The sequence below is a fragment of the Streptomyces achromogenes genome, assembly GCF_030816715.1.
GTDB lineage: Bacteria > Actinomycetota > Actinomycetes > Streptomycetales > Streptomycetaceae > Streptomyces > Streptomyces achromogenes_A.
This window is the reverse complement of record NZ_JAUSYH010000001.1, coordinates 2,333,556-2,352,144: the sequence shown is the minus strand read 5'-3', so window position 1 is coordinate 2,352,144 and position 18,589 is coordinate 2,333,556. Positions and strand designations below refer to the sequence as shown.

Genomic DNA, 18,589 nt, shown 5'->3' with positions numbered 1-18,589 from the left:
CCCATCCTCGCCGATGCGAGGGGGCTTTTACGGGGCCGTAACGGGACGGACATCGGTCAGAACGCTTGACGGCGGGACCATGTCCACAGTTTGGTATACCAAACGGCCGGTCGTAGTCCTCCTCCTCCGTCCCCTCGCCCAGGGAGGCCCCGTGTCCCTCGCCGACAGCGCCGAAGTCACCGGCGCGCCAGCGTTCGTCCCCGATCCCCGGCTCACCAACGAAGACCTCGCACCCGCCGACAAGCGGAACTGGAAGGTCTTCGACCTCTTCGCCATGTGGATGTCGGACGTCCACAACCTCGGCAACTACACCTTCGCCGCCGGTCTGCTGGTCCTCGGCATGAACGTCTGGCAGATCTTCACGTCGCTTCTCGTGGGCTTCGTGCTCATCTACGTCGGCATGAACTGGATGGGCAGGATCGGCCAGCGGCACGGGGTGCCCTTCCCGGTCGTCAGCCGTATCAGCTTCGGAGTCTGGGGAGCCAACATCCCGGCTCTCATCCGGGCCGTGATCGCCATCATGTGGTACGGCATCCAGACCTACCTCGCCTCGGTCGCCGTCAACGTGATGCTGCTGGCGGCCTGGCCGGGCCTCGAGTCCTGGACGCACAGCTCGTTCCTGGGCCTCGACGCGCTCGGCTGGGTGTCGTTCGTGTCGCTGTGGCTGATCCAGGCGCTGATCATCAGCCAGGGCATGGAGTCGGTGCGCAAGTTCCAGGACTTCTGCGGTCCGGCGATCTGGATGGTGATGATCGCGCTGGCGGTGTGGGTGCTGTCCAAGGCCGGCTGGACCATCTCGCTCACCTCCACCCCGCACCCGGTCTCCGTGGGGGAACAGTGGCGGCAGTGGTTCGGCGCGATCGGCCTGATCCTCGCCACCTACGGCACGCTGATGCTGAACTTCTGCGACTTCTCCCGCTTCGCGCCCGACTACCGGACGGTCCGGCGCGGCAACTTCTGGGGTCTGCCGCTCAACTCGACGGCCTTCGTGGTGGTTTCCGTGATCGTGACGGCCGGCTCGCTGGAGGTGTTCGGCGAGGCCATCACCGACCCGGCGGAACTGGTCGCCAAGGTCGGCAACACCTGGGTGCTCGTCCTGGGCGCGCTCACCTTCGCCGTCGCGACCATGGGCGTCAACATCGTGGCCAACTTCGTCTCGCCCGCGTACGACCTCGCCAACGTCTGGCCGCAGAAGATCACGTTCAAGGTCGGCGGCATGATCAGCACGGTTGCCGCCCTGGTCGTCACGCCCTGGAACCTCTTCTCCAACCCGACCGTCGTCAACTACTTCCTCGGCGGCCTCGGGGCCTTCCTCGGCCCCCTGTTCGGCGTGATCATGGTCGACTACTACTGGGTGAAGCGCGGCCGGGTCGACGTGCAGGAACTGTTCGACGGCCGGCCCGGCTCCCGGTACTACTACCGCAAGGGCGTCAACCCCCGCGCCCTGTGGGCGTTCCTGCCCTCCGCGGCGGTCGCGGCGGTCCTCGCGCTGGTGAAGACGTTCAGCGACGTCGCTCCCTATTCCTGGTTCATCGGGACGGCCCTCGGCGCCGGCCTCTACGTCCTGCTGTGCCGCGACGAGCGGACGCCCGGCGCCGTGGCCGTCGACGAGAAGCCGGTGGAGGTCTGACCAGGGTGCGGAACGTGCGGATCGTCGTCACCAACTGCAACACCACGCGGGAGATGACCGAGGAGATCGTACGAGGCGCCCGGGCCGCGGCAGGCCCGGGCACCGCCGTGACCGGGCTGACCCCCGCGTGGGGGCCCGAGTCGGCGGAGAGCTGGCTGGACAGTTATCTCTCCGCGACGGCGGTCATGGACGCGCTGCGGACCTATGACGGACCGCCCTACGACGCCGTCGTCATGGCCGGTTTCGGCGAGCACGGCCGGGAGGGCGTGCGGGAGCTGGTCGACGTGCCCGTCGTCGACATCACCGAGGCCGCGGCGCATCTGGCGTGTCTGCTCGGGCGCCGGTACGGGGTGGTGACCACGCTGGAGCGCTCCTGCGGTCAGATCGAGGACAGCCTGGAGCTCGCCGGAGTGGGCCGCAACTGCGCCGCCGTCGTCGGCACCGGGCTCGGCGTTCTCGACCTCGGCGACTCCGGGCGCACCCAGGCTGCCTTCCTGGCCGCGGCCGAACGGGCCCGGCAGGCGGGGGCCGAGGTGCTGGTCCTCGGGTGCGCCGGGATGACGGGACTCCAGCGGACGGTGGAGGACAAGCTGGGGCTTCCGGTCGTCGACGGGGTGGGGGCGGCGGTGAAGCTGGCGGAGGGGCTGGTGGGCTTGGGCCTGACGACCAGCCGGGCGGGGAGCTTCGCGAAACCGGAGCCCAAGGGAAGGACATGGCGGCCCGCACGGACGGACGGCCCGGGGCCGTCCGTCCCGTGACGTGAGGCCGGCAGGGTGAGGCGCGGGCGCCGGTCCCGGAGCGGGCGCGGCAGCTGACGGCTCACGGAGTCACCTCCGCCCGCGCCGCTGCCGATCACGCCGCTGAGGCGCACCCGCGGCGATTTAACCGTTGGACAGCGCGGACCGTCTTCGCCAGGCTTCTGCCATGCGCAGCAAGAACCTGGGCCGTTTCACGGCGGCGGACTTCTAGCGGGCCACGCCGGAAGTCCCGGCGGGCCGCAGGAGGTCTGCCATGTCCCGAACCGTCCATCACGTCCCTCCCCGGCATCGCGTCGAGCCCCTTGACCTGCCGGTCGGGGGCGGGCACCTCGTCACCGGGCACCGTCTCGCGGAACTCCGTTACCGCGCCGCGGACTTGACCCGTGCGCGGCGTGAGGGGCGACGTCCGACGCCCGTACTGCTGGTCCGGGCGTTCCGCGCCCACACCTTCCCCCGGAGCCTGAACGAGAAGGTCGACGGCCCTTACGAGCGGCGTGCCCGCGCGGCCCTGGCCGTTTTCCGCTCGACCGCCCGCAACCGTCTGCGTGCGGCTCCGCCCGGCGCTCTCCTCGCCGAGGCCGAGGAACTGGACCATCCGCCGACCCGCCACCGTCACCAGAACCTGTGGTGATGCTGACCGGCACGACGCAGGCAAGGCCGTGCGCGTGAGGGTCGACGACGACGCCGGCGCGGTGCGCCCCGCCCGTGCGCCCCGCCCGGCGGGAGGAGCGGGTGGATCGGACGGGACGCCCCGTTTCGGTACCAGAGGCGCTCTTCGGGCGTTGCGTTCATAAAGAACCCGGGATCGGTCGCAGCCGTCACCTCGTCGCAACGCAACGGCCCCGCTTCGCACAGAACCACCACCTACCGTGGACACCGCAGCTCACCGCTGACCGCCCCGGCCACCGTCGCCCGAAGGCGCACCCCGCCCTCGCCCCGACAGGAGCTCCGTGTTCCCGCGCCCGCACATTCCCGCTCGCGCACATGCCGTTCTGCCGCCCTGGCTCTCCCACGCCCTGCGCACCCAGCGCGGGCCGGTGCCGTGGAGCGCGGTCACCCGCGGAGCGCTGTCGGCCGGCCCCCTTCTCCTGGCCGCCCTGCTCGCCGGCCAGATCTCCCTCGGGGTCGTCGCCGCCATCGCCGCCATGCTCGCCGGGATCAACGACCGGCCCGGCAGCCGGCGTGCCTCCGTCAAGCGGCTGGGGGCGCCCGCGTTCGCCGGGGCGGCCGGACTGGTCGTCGGCACGTACGGCGGGGACCGGCTGGGGGCCGTCGCGCTGACGGCGGTCCTGACCGGCCTCGGGCTCGTCGCCGGCGGGATGAGCGCGATCGGGCCGGTCGCCTCCGCGGCGGGTACGCAGTTGCTGGTCGGCGCGGCGGTCGGGGCCGGGATGCCGTTGCCGGAGGCGGGATGGACGCGTGCCCTCGCCTACCTCGCGGGGGCGGGGTGGCTGCTGGCACTGCGGCTCGCCCTGCCCACGCCGGGCGCGCTGGCCGGCGACTTCCGCTTCGACGGGGAGCGGGACGCGGTGGCCCGCGTCTACGACGCCGTCGCGGAGCTGCTCGACACCGTCGGCACGGGGCGCGCCACCGAGCGCCGGGCCGCGCTCACCGCCGCCCTCGACCATGCCCAGGACGCCCTGGCCGGGCCCCGGCTGCGCCGCCGGGCGGGCTCCGCGGCCGAGCGGCGGCTGCACGCGCAGTACGGCGCCGCACTGCCGCTCGCCGAGGCCGCGACCGCGCTGGCCTGGACCGGGGAACCGCTCTCGGACCGGGCCTCCGTCGGACCCCGCCGGCTCGCCGACGCCGTACGCCGGAACGCGCCCACCGGCCCGCTGCCGGCGCCCTCCCGGTCCGCCCCCGCGCTGCGCGCCCTCGACGACGCCCTGCTGCACGCCGCCGACGCCTTCGACCAGGGGCGTGGAAGCGATCTGCACACCCGGCGGCGCGGCGCACGCGACCTGCTGCGCGCCGCGTTCGGGGCGGGCGGCCGCGAGTACGGGCTGCGGGTCGCGCTGTCCTTCGGCGCCGCCGTCGCCGTCGCCCAGGCCCTGTACCACTCGCACGGGTACGGGCGGCACCCGCACTGGTACTGGTTGCCCGCCACGGCCGTCTTCCTGGTGAAACCCGACCTCGGGCCCCTGGTGTCCCGGGTCCTCTGCCGGGCGGCGGGGACCGTGCTCGGTGCGCTGCTCTTCGCCGGCTTCGCCGCCGTGCTGCCCCGGCCGGAGGGACTGGTCGCGCTGGTCGCCGTATGCGGTGCGCTGATACCGGTCGCCACCCGGCACTTCGCCGCGCAGACCGCCGTTGCCACCGTCCTCGTGCTGGCGCTGGTGATGGTGGGCGGGGAGCCGCAGGCCTCGGTCAGCCGGATCGTGGAGACCCTGCTGGCCTGCGCGATCGTGCTGATCGTCGGGCATCTGCCGATGCCGGCGGAGCGCGGCGGGCAGGTGCGCGCCCAACTCGCCACGGCCGCGGACGCCGCCTACGCCTACCTCGCCCACGTCCTCGGCGGTTCCGACGACGGCTTGGTTCCCGGCACCTTTGTACTCGGCGGGTCGGACGGCGGCTCGGTTCTCGGAACCTCCGTACTCGGCGGTTCCGACGACGGCTCGGTTCTCGGCGGCTCCGACGACCGTTCCGTCCGCTGGACGCTGCGCCGGGAGGCCTACCGCACGCTTTCCGAGGCTCGCACCGCCATCGCTCTCGCCGCCCACGAACTGCCCGCGCTCGCCCGGCACTCGAAGGGCACGGACGAGGTCGCCGCCGTCCTGGAACGGCTCGTCGACACGGCCACCGCCTGCGCGGTCCACCTCGACGACACGGGACGGCTCACCACCCGGCACCGGAAACGCCTCACCGAGCTCCTCGGCGAACTCGCGGCGGGCAGCGCACGGGTGGGGCTGCCCGGCCCGGCGCCTTCCCTGCCTTCCGCGACGCGGGCGAACCTGTCCGCCCCGGGCTGAGGATCTCCGCGACGGCGAGGAGTTCCGGACGACCGGACGGCCCGTCGGTGGTGGGAGGCCGGCTGTGCGGGCTGAGCGCGCACGGGTGGACGGTCCCCCGGTTCTCGTCCGCCGTAATGGCGCGTACGACTGTCCGCCGTCACGGCGCGTACGACTGCTGACACGCAAGGTGCCGGGGATGCTCGGCAGGTGACCGGATTCTCACACTCCGCACCCAACGCGTGTCACCTATGTCTCAGTCCCGCAACCGGGCGAGGCGATCGGCCTCCGTGGAGCGTTAACTCCTACAAGTACGACGCTGATCGGAGGTGCGAGATGGTGAACGGGCGAACCGTGCTCGAGCGCTTTCCCGCGGGCGGCCCGCGCGGGTCGTGGCCCGCGGAGGAGTTCGCGCACGCGCGGCGCATGGAGGGCATGGCCGCCGAGGTCGTCATGGACCTCGCCACGGACACGTTCCTGGTGGTCGTCCGCAGCGTCGACGCCACGCGGTGAGGCAGCCGGCCGGTGCCCCGGTCGGCGGCCGGTGGCCGGCGGCCCGATGCCGGCCCGCCGGTGACCGGGGCGGCCGCCGGTGAGGGGTGTCAGGCCGACGGGGACCGGGCCGGAGTCTGCACCGTGAACTGCTCGGCCTGCAGCGCGTACAACTCGGCGTAGACGCCCCCGCCCGCCAGCAGCTCGTCCGGTGTCCCGGACTCCACCAGCCGGCCCTGGTCGAGGACGTGCACCAGGTCGGCGTGCCGGACAGACGCCAGCCGATGGGTGATCAGGACGACCGTCTGACCGTTGCCGGCCAGCGCGCGGATCTTCTCGAAGACCTCCAGCTCGGCCCGGGCGTCCAGGGCCGCCGTCGGCTCGTCCACGATCAGGATGCGTCCGCGCCGGTACGCCGCCCGTGCGATGCCCAGGCGCTGCCACTGGCCGCCGGACAGCTCGTGTCCGCCGCTGAAGTGCCGGGCGAGCAGGGTGTCCAGACCGCGCGGCAGATCCGCGACGACCTCCCCGGCCCCGGCCTCCGCGATCGAGGCGGCCAGCCGTTCCTCGGTCAACGGCGCGGCGGAACACCCGACGGCGATGTTGACCCGGGCCGTGAACGGCCACCGTTTGAAGTCCTGCGCCACCATCGCGATCCGCTCGGCGAGTCGGTGGCGGTCCGCCTCGGCGGCGTCCACACCGTCCCACAGGATCCGTCCGCCGTCCGGCTTGTACAGCCCGGCCAGCAGTTTCACCAGCGTCGTCTTGCCGGAGCCGTTCTCGCCGACCAGCGCGATGATCCGGCCCAGCGGGAGCGAGAGGGTGACGTCGTCCAGGGCGGGGCGTGCCGACTCGCCCGGATAGCCGAACGTGACGTTCTCGAAGCGGATCTCGCGCGGATCCTCCGGGAGGGCCACGCCGCCCACCGGGATCGCCCGTTCGGCCGCCTCGACGTACAGCCGCTGCAGATCGCCCACGAACAAGGCTTCCTCGTGCAGCTGGTTGACCTCCAGGACCAGGGTGTTGAGGCTCGCCGAACCGCTGCGGATCGCGATGACGGCCGTCCCCGCCACCGCCAGCGCCATCGTCCCGGTGAACAGCAGTCCGCCGAGCGTGGCGTATGTGGCCAGTGTGGCCACCCCTGTCCAGGTCGCCGCGACCAGTCCGGTGCGGGCGGCGAGCCGGGCCAGCCGGGCCTGTTCCGCCTCGGCGGTCTCCGACATCGCGCGGAAGTGCCGCAGCAGGAACGGACCGACCCCGTGGACGCGGATCTCGGGCGCCGCCGCCGGCTCGGTGAGCAGACTCGCGATGAGGTGCCCCGCGCGCGCGTGCTGCACCCAGGTGTGGAAGGACTCGTAGCGGCGCCGGGCGTTCGTCAGGGCGCTCCAAGCGCTGGGCAGGGTCATCGTCACCAGCAGGGGCAGCAGGAGCGGATGCAGCACCGTCAGGACGCCGGCCGAGGCGATCAGCGAGATCAGCGCGTTCACCACGCGCGTGCCGTGGCTGATCATGTAGCGGCTGGAGCGGGCTCCGTACTGCGCGGTGTCCAGCAGCTTGTGGAAGGCGTGGTCCTCGATCGCGGCGAGCTCGACCGCGGCCGCCCGCTCCAGATACAGCTCCGTCGCCACCCGCTCCACCTTGGGCTCCAGCCGCCCGGTGGCGTACGTCGACGCGGCCCTCAACAGCGCCGCGAGCAGGAGCACCGCGGCCATCAGGGCCAGCGCGGGGGCGGCGCCGCGCAGCCGGTCCTCGATCACGCCGCCGGTGATCAGCCTGCCCAGCACGGCGTTCATCGCCAGCAGGCCGACCGCCTGCGCCGCGCCCCGGGCGATCTCGGCGGCCAGAACGATGCGGGCGGCTCGCGGGTCGGCCTGCCGGGCCAGACGGAGGGTGGCGGTGAGCAGGGACGGCAGGCGGGTCACCATGGCCCGGAAGTTGAGCTCCAGGAAGGCGTCCTGGTGCTGGTTCCAGCCCGTGTCGTAGCGGAGCGGTCCGCCGAACAGCAGCCGCTCCGACTCGGAGACGTCCCGCTCGTCGGGCCGCGCCCCCTGAGCCTCCGGCCGTTCGTGCCCTTCCTGATCTTCGCGCCCCTCCTGTTCCTCCCGTTCCTCCGGTTCCTTCTGTCCCTCTCCCCTGGTGTTCTTCTCGCGCTGCTTGCCCCGCGCCTGTCCTTCCCTCGCCCCGTGCCCCGCCTGCGGCGCCTCCGCCGCCCGTCGTGCCTGTCCCACCGTCGGCCTCCCCGGTCGCGATCGCGGACGACGGCCACTATCGCGGGAGGAGGAGGCCCGAGGGCAGGGCGCAGGAGGAGGGAGACGGCACGCGCGGGCGTGCGCCTGGTCGGCGGTCATGACGGCCGCTCGCCCGGGGTCGGGAAGGCGTCGCTCAGGCGCTGATCGGCCGCGACCAGGAGGGCGTCGTGCCCGTGAGGCGGCACAGGGCCAGGTACAGGGGTATCGGCGGGGTGTACGGCAGGGTGCCGTCCGGTCGGTGGAGGAGACCGGGGACCTGCGGGGAGTCCGTCAGGAGCGCGCCGGTGGTGTACTGCGCGGGCGCGGGCCATTCCAGCGCGTAGTCGGAGTCCGCGGGGACCAGCCACCACCAGTGCGCCTGGTCGGCGTAGACACAGCCGATGCGCGGCAGCCGTGACATCAGCGGCGGGCCCAGCCGGGCGGGGACGGAGACGGCGTCGCAGCCCAGCGGGGCGGTCATGCCCTCGGGGACGGCGAGCCGGCGCGGGGGTGCGGCGCCGGGCGGGCTGCCCGGTCCGCGGCGCAGGCGCACCAGTGTGTCGAGCGTGCGCACCGGGGCCCGGCCGGGGCCGGGGCTCACGTCCTTCCCCGCTCGCGACCGTGCTCGAGCGGGTGGGGGAGCGGGAGCGGGAGCGGGAGCGGGAGCGGGAGTGCGGCCGGGGGGCGGCCGGGCGCCCGGCCGTGTCGGGCGTCGCGGCCCTCGACGGCGTTGTGATCGGCCGCGCGGTGCTGCCACTGCGGTGTGACCCGGGCGGCCAGGACGCCCGTGCCGGACGCGGGGTGCGGGCGGGCCGCCGCCGGGCCGCCCGGCGCGTGGATTCGCTGTTCGGCGGGCTCGTTCTCGTCAGCCGGGTCGTCGCCCGTCCCCGGCTTCGGGCGGGCGCCCCAGCCGAGGTCGTTGCGCGGTCCTGCGGGGCCGGCGGACGGCTGTGCGGGGCCGTCGTGGAACTCGTCCCGGGTGTCGAGGAGGCCGCCGAGGTCGCAGGGGTGCGGTGCGGCGGTGTCGCCGTCGAGGCGGTTGCAGGGTTCGGCCGGGTCACGAGGCACGTCGGCCTTGCGCAGCAGGTCGGCCCAGACCAGCAGGCCGGGCCCGTGTTCCTGGGCGCCCCAGGAGTGACAGAGGGCCTCGACCAGGATCAGTCCCCGCCCGTGCTCCTCTTCGGGCCGCTGCGGAGAGGGGTGCGGCTCACCGGGCGCGCAGCCCTGGTCGCGCACGGCTATGCGGACCAGGTCGTCGCCGTCGTGCAGCTCGCAGACGACGATGTCGCTCGCGGTGTGCACGATCGCGTTGGTGACCAGCTCGGAGACGACCAGGACGGCGGTGTCGCAGGTGTCCTCGCACACCGACCAGCCCGTCAGCCGGGCCCTCGTCAGGCGTCTGGCCTGGGCGGGGGAACCCGGGTGGGCGGCCAGTTCGAATCGGAACCGGCGCTCGGCAGCGGCCTGGTCGGGGCCTGCTCCCGCGCTGGCACCGAGACCCTGGGGGCGGCCTGCGGCGGCGTCTGTTCCTAAGGGCGCGGACGGAATCACGCTTGCCACTATCGCCCCGCCGTGAACACTTGGCAAGTGTCACTCTGGAAAATGCAGAGTGCTGTGTGACGCGGTGGAGGGCCGTGGCACACTGCTCCGCAACAGCACGTAGAACGGCGCCGGTCGGGATCGCCGGAGATCCGCACTCACCTGTACTCATCCGTACTCACCTGTACTCATTCGTACTCATCCGTACAGATCTTGGGACATGTCCTCGAGTGGCGCCGTAGGGCTGTCGGGATTCTTTCGTGGACCGGCCGGGGCGGGGCTCGTGGGCCCCCGCGCGACCGGCCGGGCTCTTCGTGGAGGTGGAGCGTGAGCGAACCGCGGTCCGCGCCGACGGTCGGACAGGTCGTCCTCGGTCGGCGTCTGCTGGACCTGCGGGAACGCGCCGGGCTCAAGCGCGAGGAAGCCGCCGGCATCCTGCGCGTCGCGCCCGCCACGGTCCGCCGTATGGAGATGGCGGAGGTCAGCCTCAAGATCCCCTACCTCCAGCTGCTGCTGAAGGCCTACGGGGTCACCGACGAGGAGGCCGAGGGCTTCGTCCAGCTCGCCGAGGACGCCAACAAGCCGGGCTGGTGGCAGCGCTTCCACGACGTCCTGCCTGGCTGGTTCTCGATGCACGTCAGCCTCGAGGGCGCCGCGGCCCTCATCCGCCAGTACGAGCCCCACTTCGTCCCCGGACTGCTCCAGACCGAGGACTACGCGCGGGGGGTCCTCAAGTCCGGCGCGATCGGCCAGACCCGGCCGGAGGACATCGAGCGCCTTGTCGCGCTGCGCATACAACGCCAGGATCTGCTCACCCGCGAGGACGCGCCCCGGTTGTGGGTCGTGATGGACGAGACGGTCCTGCGCCGCGCAGCCGGCGGCCCGGAGGTGATGCGCGCGCAGATCGACAAACTGCTCGAGACCGCGGAGCTGCCGAATGTGACGTTGCAGGTCGCCCCGTTCGCGAACGGGCCGCACCCGGGCACGTACGGGCCCTTCGTGCTCTTCCGATTCGCCATGCCGGAGCTTCCGGACATGGTCTACAGCGAGTACCTGACCGGCGCGGTCTATCTCGACGCGCGCACCGAGGTGGCGACCCACCTCGAGGTCATGGACCGCATGGCGGCGCAGGCCGCTACAGCACATCGCACGAAGGAGATCCTCCGGGATCTCCGCAAGGAGTTGTGAATGGATCGCATCAAGCCGCGCAAACGGGTCTACAACGGCATGCCCGCGCGGGACTTGGGCAGCGAAGGCTGGCACAAGCCGTGGAGCGGCGGGAACGGCGGGAACTGCCTGGAGGCGATGAAGCTCGCCGACGGCCGGATCGCCGTCCGTCAGTCCACCGACCCGGACGGTCCGGCGTTGATCTACACCACCGACGAGATGACGGCCTTCATCGAGGGAGCGAAGGCGGGAGAGGCGGACTTCCTGTTGTCCTGACGTGACTGCTGTGACGTTTCTGCGATGCCGCGGCGTCCATCGATTGTCTTTTCCCGCTCGGCTTCCTAATTTTGGCACTGAATTGATCTTCATTGACCGCATCAGGCGCTCACGGAGCGCCTCCTGACCTGGAAGGATCCGACCCCCGGAGGCCGGGACCGCTGCCCCGTCGAGGTCCAGCACCCCGTCGACGGACTGCTGTGGCTCATCCGTCGGCGGGGTGCCGCCGCGGGTACGGCGGGAGCCCTTGGCACAGTGCGTCCAGGGCCGCCCCGTAGGCGTGGTCCGGCGGCGTCGCGTATCCGACGACGAGTCCGTCCCGCACCGCCATGTCCGTGGCCGGATGGCGGAAGGCGGCCAGGCCGTCCAGCGCGACGCCCTCACGTGCGGCAGCCTCCAGCGCCGACCGCTCGGTGCCCGGCGGCAGCCGCAGCACCGCGTGGAGACCGGCCGCCATCCCGGTGACCTCGACGTGCGGCGCCTGCGCGGCGAGCGCCTCGACCAGCCGGTCCCGGCGACCGCGGTACCGCTGCCGCATACGCCGTACGTGACGGTCGTACGACCCGGACGTGATGAGGTCGGCAAGGCCGAGCTGGTCCGGAACGCTCGCCCACGCCTCCCGCTCGCCCTTGGCCGCGAGGACCCCGTCCACGTACCGCCCGGGCAGCGCCATCCATCCGAGGCGCAACGCGGGCGACAGGCTCTTGCTGACCGAGCCGAGGTAGATCACCCGCTCGGGATCGAGTCCCTGGAGCGCACCGACCGGCTTGCGGTCGTAGCGGAACTCCCCGTCGTAGTCGTCCTCCAGGACGACGCCGCCACGCGCGCGTGCCCAGTCGATCACTGCCGCCCGGCGGTTCGCGTGCAGCGGGCCGCCGGTCGGGAACTGGTGCGCCGGCGTGAGCAGCACCGCCCGCTCGCGCCCCAGTTGTCCGACGCACGCCCCGTCCTCGTCCAGGGGCAGGGGCGTCGTCCGCACGCCCGCCGTCGCCAGCAGCTCCCGGTGGAAGCCCAGCCCGTAGGCCTCCACGGCCAGCGGACCGCGCAGCACCCCGCTGCCGGGAGCGAACAGCAGACGCAGTGCGTGAGCGAAGCCCGAGCAGATCACGAGGCGCTCGGGCACGGTGCGCACGCCACGCGCGCGTGCCAGGTACTCGGCCAGGGCCTCCCTCAGCTCCCGGCGTCCGGCGGGGTCGCCGGGCCCGAACGCCTCGGCGGGGGCCTGCTGGAGGGCGCGCCGGTAGGAGGCCAGCCAGGCCGCACGCGGGAACGACGAAGCGTCCGGGACGCCCTGCCGCAGATCGTGCCGGGGGCCACGCGCGCGTGCGGGCGCCCCGACGGCCGCGCGTTCGGACCGGCGCAGCGGCTCGGCCCGTTCGGCCACCCGCGTGCCGGAGCCCTGCCGGGCGGTCAGCCAGCCCTCCGCGACCAGCTCCGCGTACGCGTCGGCCACCGTGTTGCGGGCGACGCCGAGGTCGGCGGCGAGGGAACGGTAGGGCGGCAGCCGGGCTCCCGGAGCGAGCCGTCCGGTGCGCACGGCCTCGCGCAGCGCCCGGATGAGCGCGGCGCGCCGCCCGCCCGGCCCGGACAGCTCCAGATGCAGGTCCGCGCCGATCCGCCGCGCGGAATCGACCCATGAATCCGCCATGGGGATGCACCCTACCGGCGGTCTTTTCTCACCCAGGGGACCGGACGACGTCTACGCCGGGGCCGGGCCCGCTTCGACGCGTGCGCACCGGCCCAGTCGTCGTCCCCTCCGCACGATCACCACAGGGGAACCGTCTAGACGCTCATCGGCCGGTCGTACGGTCCGATCGGCGCCGGCAGCCGGGAACTCCCCGTCAGACGACGGTCCACGGCCGCCGCCACCGCCCGCCCCTCGGCGATGGCCCACACGATCAGCGACTGGCCGCGGGCCGCGTCCCCCGCGGCGAAGACGCCGGGGATGTTCGTCGCGAAACCGGCGTCCCGCGCGATCGTCCCGCGCGGCTCCAGGGCCAGCCCGAGCTGCTCGACGAGCCCGTCCTCCAGGTCGGGCCCCGAGAAGCCGAGGGCGAGCAGCACCAGATCGGCGCGGAGGGCGCGGGCCGTGCCCGCCACCGGCCTGCGTCGCGCGTCCACCTCGGTCAGGTGCAGGGACCGCACGTGACCGGTCCCGTCGCCGGTGAAGCGGAGCGTGGACGCGGCGAACAGCCGGGCGTCCGCGTCCGCGACCGGCGCGGACTCCAGATCGCGCGCCTCCTCGTGCGCCGCCGAGAGCCGGTAGATCTTCGGATACGTCGGCCAGGGGTCGGCGTCCTCGTCGCGTTCCGCGCCGGGCTGTGCGTAGATGTCCAGCTGGGTCACGGACGCGGCGCCCTCGCGCACCGCCGTGCCCAGGCAGTCGGCGCCCGTGTCGCCGCCGCCGACGATGACGACGTGCTTCCCCGAGGCGGACATCGGAGACCTCTCCAGATCCCCCTCGCACACCCGGTTGGCCAGCGGCAGATACTCCATCGCCTGGTGTATGCCGGTCAACTCCCGCCCCGGGACGTGCAGTTCGCGCCACTCGGTCGCTCCGGTGGCGATCACCACGGCGTCGTAGCGGGTCCGTAGATCCGCGGCCATGACGTCCCGCCCGACGGTGGTCGAGGTACGGAACTTCGTGCCTTCGGCCCGCATCTGCTCGATCCGTCGTTCGAGATGACGCTTCTCCATCTTGAACGCGGGAATGCCGTACCGCATCAGCCCGCCGACGCGGTCGTCCTTCTCGTAGACGGCGACCGTGTGCCCGGCCCGGGTCAGCTGCTGCGCGGCGGCCAGTCCGGTGGGCCCGGAGCCGATCACGGCCACCGTCTTCCCCGACAGCCGGTCCGGCGGCCGCGGCGGCGTCAGACCGTCGGCCCAGGCCCGGTCGGCGATGGCCGCCTCGACGTTCTTGATGGTGACGGCGGGCTGGTTGATGGCCAGGACGCAACCGGCCTCGCACGGCGCGGGACACAACCGGCCGGTGAACTCGGGGAAGTTGTTCGTCGCGTGCAGCCGCTCGGCGGCCGCCCGCCAGTCCTCCCGGGACACCAGATCGTTGAAGTCCGGGATCAGATTGCCGAGCGGGCAGGCGTCGTGGCAGAACGGCACGCCGCAGTCCATGCACCGGTCGGCCTGCTTGGTGATGAGGGGCAGCAGCGCTCCGGGGACGTACACCTCGTCCCAGTCCGCGACCCGTTCCTCGACCGGCCGACGGGGCCAGTCCCGGCGCGGTGTGGTCATGAATCCCTTGGGATCGGCCATGGGCGTGCCCCTTGTGTACGCGTACGACAGGCCGAGCGTCGTCGGGCGGCACTCTTTCGGCCACGATACGTTCTGTCGGCCCCCCGTGCAGAGGGGAGTGACGGGGGTGCTTCGGTCAGATCAGGGCGAGGAGGTACACGGCCGCCGAGGCCGCGGACGCCAGCGTGCGCACATGGTTCCACCGCGTCCACTCCCGCAGGTAGACGGGCCAGTACGCGACGGCCTCCGGCGTGCCCGGCTCCTTCCGCATCAGCGTCTCGTTGCGCGGCACGTTCGCCACGACGGTCACCCCGAACGCGCCGCACAGGTACAGCGCGCTGCCCACCAGCAGGCGTGCGGTCCCGTGGTCCGGCCACAACACGAACGTCACCACGGTGATCACCGCGCACAGCGCCGCGGAGCCGAGGAACAGGACCACGAACACCGGTGTCATGGCCGAGGCGTTGATCGCGTTCATGGCGGTGACGCCCTGCGCGGGCGGCAGTGCGGCGAGCCCCCGCATCACCAGGACGGAGAAGGCGCAGAAGACCCCGGCCATCAGTCCCGTCGTCAGTGCGCCCAGCACCGCGAGCACCACATACGGTCCCTCGATCATGACAACGTCAACTCCCACCCGTCGAGCGTGATCCTGCCCGGTGCCGTCTCTCACCTCAAGTGAAATCCCGGTCAAGATCGTTTGACCATCGTCGAGACGCGCGAGGACATGCGCGGCCGTCCGGGCCCGCGCCGTACGTACCCCGCTTCTATGCCGCGGTTCCGTCCCGGGCCGTCCGGGCGTCCCGGTCCTCACCCCATGTGCGGATCAGGGTCTCCACGTCCGCCGCGATCAGGCGGCGCGCCTCGTACCGTGGCACGCCGCTCATCAGCAGCCGGTCGTACGGCGTGTCCACATGCCGGACGGACGCCCTGACCGCGAAGACGACCGCCGCCTCGGACAGGGCCCTCCCGGCGGCGCTGCGGCCGACCCGGCCGCTGCCGCGCAGTGAGGCATGCGCGGCGATCCCGCGCGCCCGGTCCGCCGGACAGCCGGGGAACAGCCGCAGGATCTCAGCCGCGAACAACTCCGCGAAGTGCGCGTCCTGTGCCGACCGCAGCCGGGCGTCGCGCGCCCGACGCCGGCGCCGGGCCTCCGCGTCCGCCAGGCACCGCTCCTCGGCGCGGGCGAGCGCCGCCTCCTCGACCAGGACGCCCTCTCGTTCGTAGCGCCCTTTGCGCCGGTTGAACCGGACGACCACCACCGACAGCCCGCTCTCCTCCCGTGACCTGCGCGTCAGCGCCGTGTCGCCGCGCGGCAGGTACACCAGGTGCCCGAGGTCGGCGCAGTCGAGGCAGCGCGGTGCGGCGTCCTCCAGGACCAGCATCGACAGCGGCCCACGCCGGCAACCGGCGCAGTGTTTCCGCCGCAGCGGCTGGACGACCAGAAGACCGGCCCCGAAACCGACCGCGGGTCCGGGGCCGCCGGTACCGACCGCGGACCCGATTCCGGGTGCGGGGCCGGGGACGGGTGCGGGTGCGGGTGCGGGGACGGGGCCGGGTGCGGGTGCGGGGACGGGGCCGGGTTCGGGGGTGGGGAGGGCTGCGCTTGCCATAGCGGCTTCATTCCCCGTCCCCGGCGCGGCGGCACCTGCCCCGTCGCCCGTCACGAACCCCGTCGCCGGTCCTCAGGCCGCGTACCGTCCGCGCACTGCCCGTCACGAGCCCCGCCGCCCGCCATCAGGCAACGCATCGCCCGTGCACCGCCCGTCACGAGCCCCGTCTCCCGCCCGCTGGAGACCGCCCGCAGGCCGCCGCTGCGGGCGCCTGACGCATCATGGCGGTGTGCGACTCGAAGCGATCACCTGGGAACGGCTCGGCGACCTCCTCACCGAGCGCCTGCTCGACCTGGAACCGGACGACGGCAGCCCCTGGCGGCGCATCGCCTTCGACGGCGCGCCGGCGGCCCGCCCCGGAGAGCTCGCCGAGCGCGTCGCGGAAGCGCTGCGCACCCGCGGCCGGCCCTCGTGCGTCGTGGACACGCACGGCTTCCTGCGCCCGGCCTCCCTCCGCCTGGAGTACGGCCGGTACGACGTGGACGCCTACCTCGACGGCTGGTTCGACACCGGCGCCCTGTGGCGCGAGGTGTTCAACCCGCTCGAAGCCGACGGCGACGGGCGGATCCTGCCCGACCTGCGGGACCCCGTCACCGACCGTGCCACCCGCAGCGGTTACGTCCCGCTGCCCCCGGGAGGCTTTCTGCTGCTGCACGGACCGCTCCTTCTGCGGCACTGGTTCCCCTTCGACCTGACGATCCACGCCCTCCTTTCCCCGGCCGCCCTGCGCCGCCGCACCCCCGAGGCCGACCACTGGACGCTGCCGGCCTTCGAGCGGTACGCCCAGGAAACCGACCCCGCCGCCACCGCGGACGTGCTCGTCCGCGCGGACGACCCCCGCCACCCGGCCTGGGGCGGCTGACCTCCGGGACCGGCCGGCCGGCTTCCGTGCCGACGACCGCACACGGCCGGCTTCCGTGCCGACGACCGCACACGGCCGGGACGTCACCGAGCGTCTCCGCCCGAGCAGCAGCGCGGAGTTGAGATGCGTCGGCCCGGCGGCGCGGCGAGAATGAAGGGCACCGGGACTGCGGCGCCCCCCGCGCCACGCCGGCCGTCCGGCACCGGGAGGTACGTCATGACCACCGCCGGAGACATCATGCACCGGGGCGCCCAGTGGATCCCCGCCCGCGAGACCCTCGACCGCGCCGCGCAGCTGATGCGCGAACTGAACGTCGGGGCGCTGCCGATCAGCGACGAGAACGAGCGGCTCTGCGGCATCCTCACCGACCGGGACATCGTCGTCGGCTGCGTGGCCGTCGGACGCGACCCGGCCCAGGTCACCGCCGGAGACATGGCGCACGGAACGCCACGCTGGGTCGACGCGGGCGCGGACGTCGGCGAGGTGCTGCGGGAGATGAAGGACCACCAGATCCGCCGGCTTCCCGTCATCGAGAACAAACGCCTGGTGGGCATGATCAGCGAAGCCGACCTCGCCCGGCACCTGACCGACGACCAGATCGCCGCATGGGCGGAGAGCGTCTACGCGCGGAGCGGACCGACCCCGGCATGACGACACCCCGGGCCTTCTGGGTCAGAGCCAGCCGTTGCGCCGGAAGCCGCGGTGCAGGATGCGGCAGCCGACGGATATCACCACGATGACCAACGGATAGCCGAACCTCCAGTGCAGCTCCGGCATGGTGTCGAAGTTCATGCCGTACACCCCGCAGATCATCGTGGGCACGGCGATGACCGCCGCCCAGGCCGTGATCTTGCGCATGTCCTCGTTCTGCGCGACCGTGACCTGCGCCAGATGCGCCTGCAGGATCGAGTTCAGCAGTTCATCGAAGGCCGCGATCTGCTCGGTGGCACGCAACAGGTGGTCCGAGACGTCCCGGAAGTAGGCCTGTATCTCCTGGTCGACCACCCGCACCGGCCGGTCCGCGAGGTCCAGGAGCGGACGGCCGAGCGGGACCACCGCCCGTTTCAGCTGCAGGAGTTCCCGCTTGAGCTGGTAGATGCGCCCCGGGTCGGCGCGCGCGCCGTTCTCCGCGAACACGTCCGTCTCGACCTGGTCGATGTCCGCCTGCACGGCGTCGACGACGTGGAGATAGTCGTCGACCACGTGGTCCGCGACGGCGTGCAGCACCGCCGACGGCCCCTTGGCCAGCTGCGCCGCGTCCGACTCCAGCTCCTCGCGCAACGGTCCGAGCGAGCCGTGCCGTCCGTGCCGCACCGTGATCACGAAGTCCCGTCCGACGAACACCATGATCTCACCGGTGTCGACCACTTCGCTGGTCGCGGTGAGCTCCTCGTGCTCGACGTAGCAGACCGTCTTGAACACCGCGAACAACGTCTCGCCGTACCGCTCGACCTTCGGTCGCTGATGGGCCTCGACGGCGTCTTCGACGGCCAGCGGATGCAGGTCGAAGAGCTGGGCGACGCCGCCGAACTCGTCGTTCGTGGGCTCGTGCAGACCGAGCCACACGAAGCCGTGACCGCTCCGGCGCATCCGCTCCACCGTGTCGACCAGATCCACGCCGTGGCCGGCCCGCACGCCGTCCCGGTACGTCACGCAGTTCACCACCGAGGACCCCAACGGGGACCGTGCGTGATGACTCAGGTCGACCCGCGGGCGTTGCCGCGCCAGCCTCGCCACCCCCCGCAGGCCGCCGACCCTTCCGAGGCCCGTGACCTTCCGCAGATTCCCCGCCATGGTCATCCGGGTCTCCTTGCGTGTGTCCCCTCGCGCCGC

The 18,589-nt window shown here is 72.8% G+C and carries 16 protein-coding genes and 1 pseudogene; 9 read left to right on the top strand and 8 right to left on the bottom strand.

Annotation, left to right across the window (positions count from 1 at the left end; translation table 11 throughout):
- Window positions 1-151: 151 nt before the first annotated feature.
- The 5 genes from QF032_RS10645 (at window position 152) to QF032_RS10625 (ending at window position 5,846) form a co-directional block, all read left to right on the top strand.
- Window positions 152-1,630, top strand: a complete 1,479-nt coding sequence (locus QF032_RS10645; protein WP_307055880.1) for an NCS1 family nucleobase:cation symporter-1 — start codon at window positions 152-154, stop codon at window positions 1,628-1,630.
- A 14-nt stretch (window positions 1,631-1,644) separates the two neighbouring features.
- A complete protein-coding gene (locus QF032_RS10640) occupies window positions 1,645-2,388 on the top strand; it encodes an aspartate/glutamate racemase family protein (RefSeq protein WP_307041850.1) in 744 nt (247 codons plus the stop codon).
- Window positions 2,389-2,641: 253 nt separating this feature from the next.
- Window positions 2,642-3,019, top strand: a complete 378-nt coding sequence (locus tag QF032_RS10635) for a hypothetical protein (RefSeq protein WP_307041848.1) — start codon at window positions 2,642-2,644, stop codon at window positions 3,017-3,019.
- A 319-nt stretch (window positions 3,020-3,338) separates the two neighbouring features.
- The gene (locus QF032_RS10630) at window positions 3,339-5,354 is read left to right on the top strand and encodes an FUSC family protein (RefSeq protein WP_307055878.1); all 2,016 of its coding nucleotides are present in this window, start codon (window positions 3,339-3,341) and stop codon (window positions 5,352-5,354) included.
- 315 nt (window positions 5,355-5,669) lie between these two features.
- On the top strand, window positions 5,670-5,846 hold the full coding sequence (locus tag QF032_RS10625) for a hypothetical protein (RefSeq protein ID WP_307041844.1): 177 nt from the start codon (window positions 5,670-5,672) through the stop codon (window positions 5,844-5,846).
- A gap of 89 nt (window positions 5,847-5,935) precedes the next feature.
- On the opposite strand, the gene QF032_RS10620 is transcribed toward QF032_RS10625, so the two are convergent.
- The 3 genes and pseudogenes from QF032_RS10620 to QF032_RS10610 all read right to left on the bottom strand — a co-directional run.
- The gene (locus tag QF032_RS10620; protein ID WP_307060209.1) at window positions 5,936-7,750 is read right to left on the bottom strand and encodes an ABC transporter ATP-binding protein; all 1,815 of its coding nucleotides are present in this window, start codon (window positions 7,748-7,750) and stop codon (window positions 5,936-5,938) included.
- A 457-nt stretch (window positions 7,751-8,207) separates the two neighbouring features.
- Window positions 8,208-8,654, bottom strand: coding sequence for a hypothetical protein (locus QF032_RS10615; RefSeq protein WP_307055876.1), 447 nt, complete (start codon window positions 8,652-8,654; stop codon window positions 8,208-8,210).
- A 257-nt stretch (window positions 8,655-8,911) separates the two neighbouring features.
- Window positions 8,912-9,613: pseudogene (locus tag QF032_RS10610) on the bottom strand (ATP-binding protein); the annotation flags it as partial.
- Between the two features lie 306 nt (window positions 9,614-9,919).
- On the opposite strand from QF032_RS10610, the gene QF032_RS10605 reads away from it, so the two are divergent.
- Window positions 9,920-10,780 (top strand): helix-turn-helix domain-containing protein, encoded by an 861-nt coding sequence (locus QF032_RS10605; protein WP_306953277.1) that lies wholly within the window; start codon window positions 9,920-9,922, stop codon window positions 10,778-10,780.
- Window positions 10,781-11,035, top strand: a complete 255-nt coding sequence (locus tag QF032_RS10600; protein WP_057580268.1) for a DUF397 domain-containing protein — start codon at window positions 10,781-10,783, stop codon at window positions 11,033-11,035.
- Between the two features lie 205 nt (window positions 11,036-11,240).
- Here QF032_RS10600 and pdxR read toward each other — a convergent pair whose 3' ends face one another.
- From pdxR to QF032_RS10580, 4 genes are all read right to left on the bottom strand, one after another.
- A complete protein-coding gene (gene pdxR / locus QF032_RS10595; RefSeq protein ID WP_307055874.1) occupies window positions 11,241-12,683 on the bottom strand; it encodes a MocR-like pyridoxine biosynthesis transcription factor PdxR in 1,443 nt (480 codons plus the stop codon).
- Between the two features lie 134 nt (window positions 12,684-12,817).
- Window positions 12,818-14,305: a glutamate synthase subunit beta gene (locus QF032_RS10590; protein WP_307055871.1), complete on the bottom strand. Its 1,488-nt coding sequence runs from the start codon at window positions 14,303-14,305 to the stop codon at window positions 12,818-12,820.
- A gap of 115 nt (window positions 14,306-14,420) precedes the next feature.
- A complete protein-coding gene (locus tag QF032_RS10585) occupies window positions 14,421-14,900 on the bottom strand; it encodes an anthrone oxygenase family protein (protein WP_307060207.1) in 480 nt (159 codons plus the stop codon).
- Between the two features lie 148 nt (window positions 14,901-15,048).
- On the bottom strand, window positions 15,049-15,894 hold the full coding sequence (locus QF032_RS10580) for a DUF2293 domain-containing protein (protein ID WP_307055869.1): 846 nt from the start codon (window positions 15,892-15,894) through the stop codon (window positions 15,049-15,051).
- A 229-nt stretch (window positions 15,895-16,123) separates the two neighbouring features.
- Between QF032_RS10580 and QF032_RS10575 the strand changes: the two genes are divergently transcribed.
- Together QF032_RS10575 and QF032_RS10570 are read left to right on the top strand one after the other, a co-directional pair.
- Window positions 16,124-16,756 (top strand): uridine kinase, encoded by a 633-nt coding sequence (locus tag QF032_RS10575; RefSeq protein ID WP_306953283.1) that lies wholly within the window; start codon window positions 16,124-16,126, stop codon window positions 16,754-16,756.
- Between the two features lie 216 nt (window positions 16,757-16,972).
- Window positions 16,973-17,407, top strand: a complete 435-nt coding sequence (locus tag QF032_RS10570; protein WP_306953284.1) for a CBS domain-containing protein — start codon at window positions 16,973-16,975, stop codon at window positions 17,405-17,407.
- A gap of 21 nt (window positions 17,408-17,428) precedes the next feature.
- Here the strand turns inward: QF032_RS10570 and QF032_RS10565 are convergent, their stop codons facing one another.
- Complete coding sequence (locus tag QF032_RS10565; RefSeq protein WP_307055866.1) at window positions 17,429-18,556, bottom strand: magnesium and cobalt transport protein CorA; 1,128 nt, start codon at window positions 18,554-18,556, stop codon at window positions 17,429-17,431.
- Between the last annotated feature and the right edge of the window lie 33 nt (window positions 18,557-18,589).

What these genes read in the sequence shown, in the direction of transcription:
- QF032_RS10635 (WP_307041848.1), top strand. Translation starts at nt 2,642, where the DNA reads ATGTCCCGAACCGTCCATCACGTCCCTCCCCGGCATCGCGTCGAGCCC.
- QF032_RS10625 (WP_307041844.1), top strand. Translation starts at nt 5,670, where the DNA reads ATGGTGAACGGGCGAACCGTGCTCGAGCGCTTTCCCGCGGGCGGCCCG.
- QF032_RS10620 (WP_307060209.1), bottom strand. Translation starts at nt 7,750, where the DNA reads ATGGTGACCCGCCTGCCGTCCCTGCTCACCGCCACCCTCCGTCTGGCC.
- QF032_RS10600 (WP_057580268.1), top strand. Translation starts at nt 10,781, where the DNA reads ATGGATCGCATCAAGCCGCGCAAACGGGTCTACAACGGCATGCCCGCG.
- pdxR (WP_307055874.1), bottom strand. Translation starts at nt 12,683, where the DNA reads ATGGCGGATTCATGGGTCGATTCCGCGCGGCGGATCGGCGCGGACCTG.
- QF032_RS10590 (WP_307055871.1), bottom strand. Translation starts at nt 14,305, where the DNA reads ATGGCCGATCCCAAGGGATTCATGACCACACCGCGCCGGGACTGGCCC.
- QF032_RS10585 (WP_307060207.1), bottom strand. Translation starts at nt 14,900, where the DNA reads ATGATCGAGGGACCGTATGTGGTGCTCGCGGTGCTGGGCGCACTGACG.
- QF032_RS10580 (WP_307055869.1), bottom strand. Translation starts at nt 15,894, where the DNA reads ATGGCAAGCGCAGCCCTCCCCACCCCCGAACCCGGCCCCGTCCCCGCA.
- QF032_RS10570 (WP_306953284.1), top strand. Translation starts at nt 16,973, where the DNA reads ATGACCACCGCCGGAGACATCATGCACCGGGGCGCCCAGTGGATCCCC.
- QF032_RS10565 (WP_307055866.1), bottom strand. Translation starts at nt 18,556, where the DNA reads ATGACCATGGCGGGGAATCTGCGGAAGGTCACGGGCCTCGGAAGGGTC.